General features: G+C 64.1%; 1 protein-coding gene. It reads right to left on the bottom strand.

Annotation, left to right across the window (positions count from 1 at the left end; genetic code table 11):
* Positions 1 to 288: hypothetical protein (locus AC0AIB_RS31645; protein WP_465098149.1), on the bottom strand; the 288-nt coding region annotated here is incomplete at its 3' end.
* Between the last annotated feature and the right edge of the window lie 16 nt (positions 289 to 304).

Raw genomic sequence — 304 nt, 5'->3', positions numbered from 1 at the left:
CTCCGACTCGTCCAACAACACCGCACCCATACCCACCCACTGCCACCCCTGACCCGGAAACACAAACACCACCCGACCACCACCAACCGCCACACCCGAACCCACCGAACCCACCACCACCGAACCCTCAACCAAACCCGAAACCGAACCCGAAACCGAACCCGACGACCCCGCACTCGATATCCCCGAAACCACACCCGCCACCGCCACACCAGACGCCACCACATCCAAGCCCGCCACAACCTCCGCGACATCCCGACCCAACACCACCGCACGATGCTCAAACACCGACCGCGACGACACC

The sequence above is a fragment of the Micromonospora sp. DSM 43699 genome (genome assembly GCF_055517075.1).
Note: the sequence above shows the minus strand (reverse complement) of the source record. Positions and strands in the feature narration are given on the sequence as shown.